The organism is Rhodanobacter geophilus, from assembly GCF_040812275.1.
Classification (GTDB): domain Bacteria; phylum Pseudomonadota; class Gammaproteobacteria; order Xanthomonadales; family Rhodanobacteraceae; genus Rhodanobacter_A; species Rhodanobacter_A geophilus.
In genome coordinates this window covers 123913-134260 of record NZ_JBFOHL010000011.1, presented here as the reverse complement: position 1 = coordinate 134260, position 10348 = coordinate 123913, and the positions used below count along the sequence as shown (strand labels likewise).

Genomic DNA, 10348 nt, shown 5'->3' with positions numbered 1-10348 from the left:
CGGCGGGTGGGCTTCTTCTTGGCGTCAAAACTTAACGAGGCGAACGAACGCTGCTTCATCGAGGATGTGCTTCCGGGGGCTCATCGCTATGATGCCTCAGTCGGGGAATAGATCAGAGCATCCTTAGCACTTCACAAGCGAGGTTCACGCAATGAACAAGATTCTTCTCGAAAAGTTTCTTGCCTATTTCTCTGCATCGCTCGGATTTCTCAGTGCACTTGCCGCTGCCTTCATCATGGGCATCGCGTTCATAACCGCAGGCCAGCGCGCGCCGTACAGCGCAGGTGCTGCTTGTCTGGGTTCGGCGGTCTTGCTGTTCATTGTCGCTGCTTCGCTTTTCCGCAAGACCACCAAAGCGCAACGCCTCATTGCAGTTCCCGCGCGCTACCCAGTCATCCAAGTGGACGGCTTCGCCTCCGCTTACCTCAAGCGTTAGGCACAGGGGAATAACGTGCGTCAATTGAACAAAATGATGGTAGCTGCTGCAGCCATCTTCGCCTTCGCTGCCTCAGCCGGGGAAGTAACCATCACAAAAGAACTTCAGGCTGCAATGCAAGATATAGCCGTCCATTCCAAGGTCGTGATGGTTGACGGCTCAGGAGCCACCCCGAGCACCTTCCACGAAGACTCCGACCCCGCGACACTTCAAATTGTAATGTTGGCTAGGCCCTCAGACGGAGCCGCCCAAGTTTCCAGCGATGGCGAGGTCATCTTTCTACAAAAAGATACTTCGGAAAAAGAGCAGCAGACGCTGTTCACAACAGCCTTCTACTTCAAGGCCAAGGCGCGCGAGGCAGCTAGGCAGCCAGCCAGCGCGCACAGTTCGCCGTGAGCGTCTAACATCTCCGTAGGAGACTTCCCCGTCAACCCGGGCGCATGAAGCTTTCGCCCTGGGCTCTCGGGCCGCCGCCGGTCGCGGGATTTCGAGTGGGGCGTGCCGCATGTTGCGTGCCAGTGCTGGCAGGCTGCAACGTGTGCCAGACGGCATTTCCGCAGACGGTCATTCAAGCGGAAGCGCGTACCGCGCACCGCTCAACTCCAGCGTCCGCGCTCCGAATTTTTCGTGTGGATCGCATCGCAGGTGCCAGTGTCATCATTTCGGGATGGAAACGCGAAACCATATGCAAATACAGGCGACCCCTCACTTCCACGCATTATTTCTCGAGCGCGCACTGCCACGCCTGCAGGCCGACCCACGCATCGTCGGCGTAGCCGCTGCGGGCTCGTTTTCCGGCGGCAGGATGGACGAGTTCAGTGACCTGGACCTGGTCATCGCCGTGGAGCCTGATGCCACGGCGGTCGTCATGGGCGAGCGTCGCCGCATCGCGGCTGAACTTGGCCTACTTGCGGCCGCGTTCACCGGGGAGCACGTGGGTGAACCACGCTTGCTGATCTGCCTGTATCACGGCGAAGAGGGCGGCCCACCGCTCCATGTCGATCTCAAGTTCGTTTCGTTGCCCGATGCCGTCGTCCGCGTGGACGAACCGGTCGTACTCTGGGAGCGGGAGGGGCGATTGAGCCAGGTTCTGCAGGCAGGCGAGGCGCATTATCCGGCCCCTGACTTGCCTTGGATCGAAGACCGCTTCTGGGTGTGGATCCATTACGCGGCACTCAAGATCGGTCGGGGTGAGCTGTTCGAGGCAGTGGACTTCCTCGCCTTTCTGCGCGCCCGGGTGCTCGGGCCACTTGTGCTGACGGAGGCAGGCGCGCAACCGGCGGGAGTACGTCGCGTGGAGACGGCAGCGCCGTCTCGCGCCGGACAACTTCAAGCGACGGTCGCCGCCTACGACCGTGATTCGTGCATCCGCTGTCTCTACGCGGCAGTCGATCTTTACCGCTCACTTCGGCGCCCAGTGGGCAAGGGCCATGCCGACATGGTTGCGAATGAGGCAGCGGAAGGTACGGCGATGGCGTATTTGTCAGATATCGCCGCGCGCCAACCATTCCGGCAAGAGGCTTCCGATCCACCCCGGGCGTCAGGCAACCCAACCACCAACGGCGCATTCCCGTGAATCACGAACGGCCCCCCATGTCGCTGCACGGCTCATGCCATTGCGGCGCGGTTCGCCTGACTCTGCCGGCGGCGCCCGGGACGGCGACGAGTTGCAACTGCTCGCTGTGCCGGCGCACGGGAGGGGTATGGGCCTACTACGAACTGGGCACGGTCCTCGTCCAGGGCCACCCCGAGAACACGGAAAGCTACATTTGGGGTGACCGGACGCTGAAGAACATCCGCTGCAGGACCTGCGGGATCGTCACCCACTGGGAGCCGCTTGAACCTGCGCCCGGCGCCCGCCATGGAGTGAACCTGCGGAACTTTGAACCCGGGCTCCTGGAATCGGTCGTCGTCAGGCGGTTCGATGGGGCAGATACATGGAAATTCCTGGATTGAGCGCTTGCCGCTGCCTGCATCGGGCCCGGAATTTCACCGCGGCCGCTCAAGGTAAGGTCTGATTTTCCTCGTCATCCCGGCGAAAGCTGGGATCCGGTGCCTGCAAGCCATTGAACACCAGGGCGCTGGATTCCGGCTTCCGCAGGAATGACGAGCAAGAAGCCGATTGATCAGATCTTCCTTAACAGTCCGCACAAGCCGGCGCGATAATTCCCGCGGTTGGTGGACACTCCGACCTTGCGCTTCAGGAGAACCCATGTTCGACCACGTCGTATTCGGAGTCAGCGACTATGCAACGAGCAAGGCGTTCTTCCTCAAGGCGCTCGAACCGATCGGCATGGCCGTAGTCTCGGAGGGGCCGCCCGGCGTCGAGCTCAGCGCGGACGGCAAGGTTTCGTTGTGCCTGTTCCAGACCGCGGAGAAGCCGGCGCATCTGCACCTGGCGTTCGTGGCCGGGAATCGCCAGCAGGTGGACGCTTTCCATCGCGCGGCCCTGGAGGCCGGCGCCAAGGACAATGGCGCGCCCGGTCTGCGCCCGAACTACAGCGGGAAGTACTACGCGGCCTTCGTCATCGGCCCGGACGGGCACAACATCGAAGTGGTCTGCCACGAACCCGAGGCTTGACCACGCGCGCCACCCGGAGACTCCGGGCCGGTCGTTTGTCCATATCATGGAAGGCGGGGCGGCGGCTCCGCTGCATGCGCCCGGGCGCGCCGCCGGGTTCAAACATCGGATGTCAGGGGGATGACACATGCGCTCGATTTTTCTTGGCCTGCTGCTGGCCGCCACCCTCGCGGGTTGCGGCGCCGTGGACACGATGACCGAGGGGCTCAAGCACTCGCAGGAGGTGGCGGCGGATCTCGCGCGATCGGTCGGCAGCAAGCCCTTCGTCGGTTTCAACTGGTCCAACGGCGCCCTGGTCAGCGTCACCGTCAACTTCGAGGGCATTCCGCCGGGCGAATCCATCCAGCAGATCGCGCAGCTGAGCCGGCAGTCGGTCGCGGAGCGCTTCAAGCAGGCGCCGAAGCGGGTGGTGATCAGCTTCTCGTTGCCCGGCGCATAGCGCGGCGCGCCCCGATGCCGCATCCGGGCACGGCCGTGCGCGGCACGGTCCGATTCCCGTAGCATCCCTTATGCGCGGACTTCACCCCGCGCCCGGCAGGCTGGGCGGCATGCAGGCTCGTGCGCGCGACAACGTGCGGGCGGCATGTCCCCACCGTGCGTCGCCTGCGCGCACCCACCCGATACGGAGCAGAACCCGACCCATGGCGAATCCCGCTTCCGATGCCCTGGTGTTTTTCGGCGCCACCGGCGACCTGGCCTACAAGCAGATCTTCCCCGCCCTGCTGGCGATGGTGGCGCGCGACGGGCTGGACGTGCCCATCATCGGCGTGGCGCATGCCGGGTGGTCGGTCGAGCAACTGCGCCAGCGCGCGCGCGACAGCGTGGCGGAGGCGGCGAAGAAGGCCGGCGCCAGCGTGGACGAGGCCGCGTTCGCGAAGCTGGCCGCGCGGCTGCAGTACGTGGACGGCGACTACAACGATGCGGCCACCTTCACGCAGCTGAAACAGGCGCTGGGCGACGCGAAGGCGCCGCTGCACTACCTGGCGATCCCGCCCTCGCTGTTCGGCACGGTGGTGACGCGCCTCAAGGCCGCCGGCTGCGCGGAAGACGCGCGCGTGGTGGTGGAAAAGCCGTTCGGCCGCGATCTCGCCTCGGCACAGGCGTTGAACCGCACGCTGCACACGGTGTTCCCGGAGTCGGCGATCTTCCGCATCGACCACTACCTCGGCAAGGAGGCGGTGCAGAACCTGCTGTACTTCCGCTTCGCGAACAGCGTGCTGGAGCCGGTGTGGAACAACCGCTACGTGGACAGCGTGCAGATCACCATGGCCGAGGAGTTCGGCGTGGACGGGCGCGGCAGCTTCTACGAGAGCGTGGGCGCGATCCGCGACGTGCTGCAGAACCACCTGCTGCAGGTGACCTCGTTGCTGGCGATGGATGCGCCGATCGGCAGCGATCCCGCCGCGCTGAACGCGGAGAAGCTGCGCTTGTTCCGCGCGATGCGCCCGCTGGCCCCGGACGAGGTGGTGCGCGGCCAGTTCAAGGGCTACCGCGACGTGCCCGGCGTGGCCGCGGATTCCGACGTGGAGACCTTCGTGGCGCTGCGCCTGCACATCGACACCTGGCGCTGGTCGGGCGTGCCGTTCTGCATCCGCGCCGGCAAGAAGCTGCCGCTCACCACCACCCAGGTGGTGGTGGACATGAAGGCGCCGCCGCTGTCGGTGTTCGACACGATAGCCGCGCCGCAGTCGAACTATTTCCGCTTCCGGCTCAGCCCGCAGGTGGTGATCGCCGAGGGCATGCGGGTGAAGCGGCCCGGCGAGGCGATGCGGGGCGAGCCGGTGGAGCTGATCGCCCGCCACCACGCCGGGACGGAGATGGCGCCCTACGAACGCCTGCTGGGCGACGCGCTGCGCGGCGACAACTCGCTGTTCACCAGCGACGCCTGCGTGGAGGCGGCGTGGCGCGTGGTGGACAGCGTGCTCGGGCACGGGAACGCGGTGCGCCCGTACGAGCCCGGCAGCTGGGGCCCGGCCGAGGCGGCGGCGCTGGCCGGCGACGAGGGCTGGCACGACCCGCAGCCGGAGGCCGCGCCGCCATGCTGATCGACACCGCCACGCCCGAGCCGCTGGTGTTCCTGCTGGACGTGGACGACACCCTGCTCGACAACGACCGCTTCGCCGCCGACCTCGGTGCCGAGCTGGAACGCAACTTCGGCACCGCCGAGCGCGACCGCTACTGGGCGATCTACGCCGGGCTGCGCAACGAGCTGGGCTACGCCGACTACCTCGACGCCTTGCAGCGCTTCCGCGACGGCCTGGACAACCACCCCGCCCTGCTCGCGATGTCGGGCTTCCTGCTGGACTACCCGTTCGAGCTGCGGCTGTATCCCGACGCGCTGGAAACCATTGCCCACCTGCGCACGCTGGGCCGGCCGGTGATCCTCTCCGACGGCGACGTGGTGTTCCAGCCGCGCAAGATCCACCGCGCCGGGCTGTGGCAGGCGCTGGATGGCGACGTGCTGGTCTACCTGCACAAGCAGCAGATGCTGGACGCCATGCAGCAGCGCTACCCCGCCGCGCACTACGTGATGGTGGACGACAAACCCGACATCCTCGCCGCGATGAAGCGCCAGCTCGGCGCGCGCCTCACCACGGTGTGGGTGCGCCAGGGCCATTACGCCGTGGCGGCGGCGGGCCAGCGCATCGAGCCCGCGCCCGACATGGAGATCGCGTGCATCGCGGAACTGCGCGGGCGTAAGCTTGGACACTTGGCCTGCGCCTGACATGTACCCGTCACGGCTGAAGCCGCTCCTACAAAGCATGGCCCCCGCAGGAGCGGCTTCAGCCGCGAAAACCAAAACCTCCCCTACATCCCCGGAGCCAGCATGAAAGCGACCCAGCAACTGCACGACCTCGGCCAGAGCCTGTGGCTGGACAACATCACCCGCACCCTGCTCGACGACGGCACGCTGGCGCGCTACATCGCCGAGGATTCGGTCACCGGCCTCACCTCCAACCCCAGCATCTTCGACGCCGCGATCGGCGGCGGCGACGCCTATGACGCCGGCATCCACGCCAAGGCGCTGGCCGGGCTGTCGGGCGAAGACCTGTTCATCGAGCTGGCGCTGGAGGACCTGCGCCGCGCCGCCGACCTGTTCAGGCCGGTGTTCGACGCCACCCACCAGGTGGACGGCTGGGTGTCGATGGAAGTCTCGCCGCTGCTGGCCGCCGACACCGACGGCACCATCACCGCCGCCGACGCGATCCACACGCAGGCGCAGCGGCCCAACCTGTTCGTGAAGATCCCCGGCACGCCCGAGGGCATTCCCGCGATCGAGGAGGCGATCTTCCGCGGCATCCCGATCAACGTGACCCTGCTGTTCTCCTGCGAGCAATACCTGGCCGCCGCCGGCGCCTACCTGCGCGGCATCGAGCGCCGCGTGGCCGCGGGACTGGATCCGCAGGTGGCCTCGGTGGCCTCGCTGTTCATCAGCCGCTGGGACGTGGCCGCCAACCCGCAGTTGCCCACGGAGCTGCACAACCGGCTCGGCATCGCGGTCGGCAAGCAGAGCTACCGCGCCTACCGCGAGCTGCTCGCCTCGCCGCGCTGGCTGAAGCTGGCCGCCGCCGGCGCGCGCCCGCAGCGCCTGCTGTGGGCCTCGACCGGCACCAAGGACCCGAACGCCCCCGACACGCTCTACGTCGACGCGCTGGCCGCGCCCGATACCGTGGACACCGTGCCGGAGAAGACGCTGCACGCCGTCGCCGACCACGGCAAGCCCGGCGCGGTGCTGCCGGCGGACGGCGGCGACGCCGAGGCGACGCTGGCCGCGATCGGCAAGGCCGGCGTGGACATAGCCGCACTGGCGCTGAAGCTACAGCAGGAGGGCGCCGAGGCCTTCGTGAAGTCGTGGAAACAGCTGCTGCAGCGCATCGCCGACAAGCAGGCCGCGCTGGCGGCCAAGGGCAAGGAGCCGCTTGCCCGATGAGCCGCGCCGACCTCACCCTGTTGCCCGAGTGGCAGGCGCTGCAGCAGCACTGCAACCTGCTCGAGACCCGCCACCTGCGCGAGCTGTTCGCCGCCGATCCGAAGCGCGGCGAACGCCTCGTGGCCGAGGCGACGGGCCTGTACCTCGACTACTCCAAGCAGCGCGTGGACGACGAGGCGCTGCGCCTGCTGCGCGCGCTGGCCGAGGCGCGCGGCCTCAAGGGCCGCATCGCGGCGATGTTCCGCGGCGAGCGCATCAACAGCACCGAGAACCGCGCCGTGCTGCACGTGGCGCTGCGCGCGCCGCGCGGCGAGAAGATCCTCGTCGACGGCCACGACGTGGTGCCGGACGTGCACGACGTGCTGGACCGCATGGCCGCGTTCGCCGACCAGGTGCGCGGCGGCGCATGGAAGGGCCACAGCGGCAAGGCCATGCGCAACGTGGTCTCGATCGGCATCGGCGGCTCCGACCTCGGCCCGGTGATGGCGTACGAGGCGCTGCGCGACTGCAGCCGGCGCGACATGACGTTCCGTTTCGTCTCCAACGTGGACGGCACCGATTTCGCCGAGGCGGTGCGCGACCTCGACGCCGCCGAGACGCTGTTCATCATCTGCTCCAAGACCTTCACCACGCTGGAGACGCTCAGCAACGCGCACGCGGCGCGCGCCTGGTGCGTGGAGGCGCTGGGCGACGAGCGCGCGGTGGCGAAGCACTTCGTGGCGGTGTCCACCGCCGCCGCGGAAGTGGAGAAATTCGGCATCGACACGAAGCAGATGTTCGGCTTCTGGGACTGGGTGGGCGGGCGCTACTCGATGGACTCGGCGATCGGCCTGTCCACCATGATCGCGATCGGCCCGGACCGTTTCCACGACATGCTCGCCGGCTTCCACGCGATGGACGAGCATTTCCGCAGCGCGCCGTTCGACAAGAACCTGCCCGTGCTGATGGGCCTGATCGGCCTGTGGAACGCGAACTTCCTCGACGCCGCCACGGTGGCGGTGCTGCCCTACGAGCAGTACCTGAAACGCTTCCCCGCCTACCTGCAGCAGCTGACGATGGAGTCGAACGGCAAGCACGTCACGCTGGATGGCGCGCATGTGGACTACGCCACCGGCCCGATCTACTGGGGCGAGCCGGGCACCAACGGCCAGCACTCGTTCTACCAGCTGATCCACCAGGGCACGCGGCTGGTGCCGTGCGACTTCATCGGCTTCGGCCAGACGCTGAACCCGGTGCCCGCCCTGCATGCCGATGGAAAGCCGGGCGGCGACCAGCACGACCTGCTGATCGCGAACCTGATCGCGCAGGGCGAGGCACTGGCCTTCGGCAAGACCGCCGAGGAGGTGCGCGCCGAAGGCACGCCGGAGGCACTGGTGCCGCACCGCAGCTTCGAGGGCAACCGGCCCAGCACCACCATCCTGGCCGAGCGCCTCACGCCGTTCGCGCTGGGCAGCCTGATCGCGCTGTACGAGCACAGCGTGTTCGTGCAGGGCGCGATCTGGGACATCGACTCGTTCGACCAGTGGGGCGTGGAGCTGGGCAAGCAGCTGGCCCGGACCACCATCGCCGAGCTCACCGCGGCGACCGAGCCGAAGCTCGCGCACGACAGCTCGACCAACGCGCTGATCCGCCGCTATCGCGCGCTGCGCGACGGCACGCATTGAGAGGCCAGGCATGAGCCAGAAGATCAGCCCGCTCGCCGGCAAGCCGGCACCGGCGTCCATCCTCGTCGACATCCCGAAACTGCTGGCCGCGTACAGCGACCTGAAGCCCGATCCCGCGGTGCCCGCGCAGCGCGTGGCCTTCGGCACCTCGGGCCATCGCGGCTCCTCGTTCGAGCGCAGCTTCAACGAGCAGCACATCCTCGCGATCAGCCAGGCGATCTGCGACTACCGCAGGTCGAAGGACATGACCGGCCCGCTGTTCATCGGCGCCGACACCCACGCGCTGTCGCAGCCCGCGTTCGAGAACGCGCTGGAGGTGCTGGCCGCGAACGGCGTGGCGACGATGGTCTCCACGGGCGGCGAGTTCACGCCCACGCCGGCGGTGTCGCACGCGATCCTGGTGCACAACCGGGGACGCAAGACGGGCCTCGCCGACGGCATCGTCATCACCCCTTCGCACAATCCGCCCGACAACGGCGGCTTCAAGTACAACCCGAGCAACGGCGGCCCGGCCGACACCGACATCACCAGGTGGGTGGAGGACCGCGCCAACGCGATCCTCGAAGCCGGGCTGAAGGACGTGAAGCGGATGCCGTTCGCGCAGGCGCGCCAGGCCGCCACCACGCAGGAGCACGACTTCGTCGCCGAGTACGTCGGCGGCCTCGCCGACATCGTCGACTTCGACGCGATCCGCGGCGCCGGCGTGCGCCTGGGCGTCGATCCGCTGGGCGGCGCGGGCGTGCACTACTGGGCGGCGATCGCCGAGCGCCACCGCATCGCGATCGACGTGGTGAGCGAGACGGTCGACCCGCAGTTCGCCTTCATGAGCGTGGACTGGGACGGCAAGATCCGCATGGACCCGTCCTCGCCATACGCGATGCAGCGGCTGATCGCGCTGCGGGACAGGTACGACGTGGCCTGCGCCTGCGACACCGACCACGACCGCCACGGCGTGGTGACGCGCTCGGCCGGCCTGCTGCCGGCCAACCACTATCTCGCCGTGCTGGTCGACTACCTGTTCCGCCATCGCCCGCAGTGGAACGCGCAGGCCGCGGTGGGCAAGACGGTGGTGAGCACCGCGCTGATCGACCGCGTGGCGCAGCGGCTGGGCCGCAAGCTCTACGAGGTGCCGGTGGGCTTCAAGTGGTTCGCGCCCGGGCTGTTCGACGGCTCGCTGGGCTTCGGCTGCGAGGAAAGCGCGGGCGCCTCGCTGTTGCGCAGGGGCGGCGGCGCATGGAGCACCGACAAGGACGGCCTGGTGCCCGGCCTGCTCGCCGCCGAAATCACCGCGCGCGAGGGCCGCGACCCCGGCGAGGTCTATGCGCGCATCGCCGACGAACTGGGCCGGCCGTACGCCAGCCGTGTCGACGCCGCCGCCACGCCGGCGCAGAAGGCGAAGCTGGCCAGGCTCTCGCCGTCCGAGTTCAAGGCCGCCACGCTTGCCGGCGAAAAGGTCACCCAGGTGCTGGACAAGGCACCCGGCAACGGCGCCGCGATCGGCGGCATCAAGGTGGTCACCGAAAGCGGCTGGTTCGCCGCCCGTCCGTCCGGCACCGAGGCGATCTACAAGATCTACGCCGAGAGCTTCAAGGACGAGGCGCACCTCAAGAGCCTGCTGGAAGAGGCGCAGTCGGTGGTGGACGCGGCGCTGGCGTAAGCGACGCTTGCATGGGGCGGTTGCAGAGCGGCTTCAGCCGCGACCGGGCGGAGTGGTATCGCGGCTGAAGCCGCTCCTG

Annotated in this window: 11 protein-coding genes; all 11 read left to right on the top strand. The window is 67.8% G+C overall.

The features are described 5' to 3' along the window. The first annotated feature begins 151 nt into the window (after positions 1–151). The 11 genes from ABQJ56_RS13335 (at position 152) to pgm (ending at position 10269) form a co-directional block, all read left to right on the top strand. Complete coding sequence (locus ABQJ56_RS13335; RefSeq protein WP_367845497.1) at positions 152–436, top strand: hypothetical protein; 285 nt, start codon at positions 152–154, stop codon at positions 434–436. 15 nt (positions 437–451) lie between these two features. Continuing rightward, entirely contained in the window at positions 452–832 is a 381-nt protein-coding gene (locus ABQJ56_RS13330; protein ID WP_367845496.1) for a hypothetical protein, read from the top strand. Between the two features lie 271 nt (positions 833–1103). Beyond that, positions 1104–2012: a hypothetical protein gene (locus ABQJ56_RS13325; protein WP_367845495.1), complete on the top strand. Its 909-nt coding sequence runs from the start codon at positions 1104–1106 to the stop codon at positions 2010–2012. Positions 2013–2029: 17 nt separating this feature from the next. Next, positions 2030–2392 (top strand): GFA family protein, encoded by a 363-nt coding sequence (locus ABQJ56_RS13320; protein ID WP_367845494.1) that lies wholly within the window; start codon positions 2030–2032, stop codon positions 2390–2392. A gap of 256 nt (positions 2393–2648) precedes the next feature. Next, complete coding sequence (locus ABQJ56_RS13315; RefSeq protein WP_367845493.1) at positions 2649–3017, top strand: VOC family protein; 369 nt, start codon at positions 2649–2651, stop codon at positions 3015–3017. A 127-nt stretch (positions 3018–3144) separates the two neighbouring features. Next, positions 3145–3456, top strand: a complete 312-nt coding sequence (locus ABQJ56_RS13310) for a hypothetical protein (RefSeq protein ID WP_367845492.1) — start codon at positions 3145–3147, stop codon at positions 3454–3456. Between the two features lie 202 nt (positions 3457–3658). Beyond that, positions 3659–5062 carry a glucose-6-phosphate dehydrogenase gene (gene zwf / locus ABQJ56_RS13305; protein ID WP_367845491.1) on the top strand — a complete coding sequence of 468 codons (1404 nt, stop codon included), beginning with the start codon at positions 3659–3661 and terminating at the stop codon, positions 5060–5062. Then, positions 5056–5742 carry an HAD family hydrolase gene (locus ABQJ56_RS13300; RefSeq protein ID WP_367845490.1) on the top strand — a complete coding sequence of 229 codons (687 nt, stop codon included), beginning with the start codon at positions 5056–5058 and terminating at the stop codon, positions 5740–5742. Before zwf ends, ABQJ56_RS13300 begins: the two co-directional genes overlap by 7 nt. A gap of 102 nt (positions 5743–5844) precedes the next feature. After that, positions 5845–6948, top strand: a complete 1104-nt coding sequence (gene tal / locus ABQJ56_RS13295; RefSeq protein ID WP_367845489.1) for a transaldolase — start codon at positions 5845–5847, stop codon at positions 6946–6948. Then, a complete protein-coding gene (gene pgi, locus ABQJ56_RS13290) occupies positions 6945–8612 on the top strand; it encodes a glucose-6-phosphate isomerase (RefSeq protein ID WP_367845488.1) in 1668 nt (555 codons plus the stop codon). Before tal ends, pgi begins: the two co-directional genes overlap by 4 nt. 10 nt (positions 8613–8622) lie before the next feature. Further along, on the top strand, positions 8623–10269 hold the full coding sequence (gene pgm, locus ABQJ56_RS13285) for a phosphoglucomutase (alpha-D-glucose-1,6-bisphosphate-dependent) (protein ID WP_367845487.1): 1647 nt from the start codon (positions 8623–8625) through the stop codon (positions 10267–10269). Positions 10270–10348: the final 79 nt, after the last annotated feature.

What these genes read in the sequence shown, in the direction of transcription:
- ABQJ56_RS13335 (WP_367845497.1), top strand. Translation starts at nt 152, where the DNA reads ATGAACAAGATTCTTCTCGAAAAGTTTCTTGCCTATTTCTCTGCATCG.
- ABQJ56_RS13325 (WP_367845495.1), top strand. Translation starts at nt 1,104, where the DNA reads ATGGAAACGCGAAACCATATGCAAATACAGGCGACCCCTCACTTCCAC.
- ABQJ56_RS13320 (WP_367845494.1), top strand. Translation starts at nt 2,030, where the DNA reads ATGTCGCTGCACGGCTCATGCCATTGCGGCGCGGTTCGCCTGACTCTG.
- ABQJ56_RS13315 (WP_367845493.1), top strand. Translation starts at nt 2,649, where the DNA reads ATGTTCGACCACGTCGTATTCGGAGTCAGCGACTATGCAACGAGCAAG.
- ABQJ56_RS13310 (WP_367845492.1), top strand. Translation starts at nt 3,145, where the DNA reads ATGCGCTCGATTTTTCTTGGCCTGCTGCTGGCCGCCACCCTCGCGGGT.
- zwf (WP_367845491.1), top strand. Translation starts at nt 3,659, where the DNA reads ATGGCGAATCCCGCTTCCGATGCCCTGGTGTTTTTCGGCGCCACCGGC.
- ABQJ56_RS13300 (WP_367845490.1), top strand. Translation starts at nt 5,056, where the DNA reads ATGCTGATCGACACCGCCACGCCCGAGCCGCTGGTGTTCCTGCTGGAC.
- tal (WP_367845489.1), top strand. Translation starts at nt 5,845, where the DNA reads ATGAAAGCGACCCAGCAACTGCACGACCTCGGCCAGAGCCTGTGGCTG.
- pgi (WP_367845488.1), top strand. Translation starts at nt 6,945, where the DNA reads ATGAGCCGCGCCGACCTCACCCTGTTGCCCGAGTGGCAGGCGCTGCAG.
- pgm (WP_367845487.1), top strand. Translation starts at nt 8,623, where the DNA reads ATGAGCCAGAAGATCAGCCCGCTCGCCGGCAAGCCGGCACCGGCGTCC.